Origin of the sequence: Aeromonas piscicola (assembly GCF_000820005.1) — a bacterium.
GTDB lineage: Bacteria > Pseudomonadota > Gammaproteobacteria > Enterobacterales > Aeromonadaceae > Aeromonas > Aeromonas piscicola.
In genome coordinates this window covers 1-864 of the sequence record NZ_CDBL01000026.1, presented here as the reverse complement: position 1 = coordinate 864, position 864 = coordinate 1, and the positions used below count along the sequence as shown (strand labels likewise).

Genomic DNA, 864 nt, shown 5'->3' with positions numbered 1-864 from the left:
TGCCGCTTGCCCTGTCGATGGAGGCGCATTATAGGGAGTAGAAACTTTCTGGCAAGCAGATAATTGCAAAAAAATGGCTTTCACCAACCATTCGCTCACAAAGCCACCAATGCGCATATTAAGCGAACGAAATCAGCCCGCGACAGGCACTGAAACGGCGAAATCATACAGGTTGTCGTAGATGACATCCGCCAAGGCGATGCCGGCATCAGTAACAGGTTTGCCAGTACGCACCATGACTTTATGACCAACCTTGGCACTGGCTGCCGCTTTCAGATCGGAAGGCTTGTCGCCAACCATATAAGAACGGCTCATGTCGATGCCCAGCTCCTGTTGTGCCAGCAGCAGCATACCGGGTTCAGGTTTGCGGCAATCACAAGGGGCGCCGTGATCCGGGTGATGTGGACAGAAATAGATACCATCGAGATCCACATCCCGATCGGCCAATGACCAGTCCATCCATTCAGTCAGGTTCATGAAGTCGTCCTCACTGAAATAGCCGCGGGCGATACCAGACTGGTTGGTAACGACGATCAACAGATAGCCTTTCTTCTTCAACAGCTGCATGGCGTCGATCACACCGGGCAGGAAATGGAAGTCGTCTACCTGACTGACATAGCCGGTGTCTTCGTTGATGACACCGTCACGGTCCAGAAAAATGGCGGGCTTGCTCACTGGGGACTACCTCAATAAATGATTTTGCAAAGTATCTCATAGGGCACAAGGCCCAAAAAGAAAAAGGGGCGGCCGAAGCCACCCCTTTCATGTTTGTATATAACGAATCGATTAAGCGATTACGCTAGCTACAACACCAGCACCTACGGTACGGCCACCTTCACGGATAGCGAAACGCAGGCCGTCGTC

General features: G+C 51.9%; 2 protein-coding genes. Both read right to left on the bottom strand.

Going from position 1 to position 864, the window contains the following annotated elements; translation table 11 throughout:
• Positions 1 to 132: 132 nt before the first annotated feature.
• Positions 133 to 675, bottom strand: coding sequence for a D-glycero-beta-D-manno-heptose 1,7-bisphosphate 7-phosphatase (gene gmhB, locus BN1128_RS04280; protein WP_042866533.1), 543 nt, complete (start codon positions 673 to 675; stop codon positions 133 to 135).
• Positions 676 to 786: 111 nt separating this feature from the next.
• On the bottom strand, positions 787 to 864 hold a 78-nt coding region (locus BN1128_RS24425), incomplete at its 5' end, for an EF-Tu C-terminal domain-related protein (protein WP_209428542.1).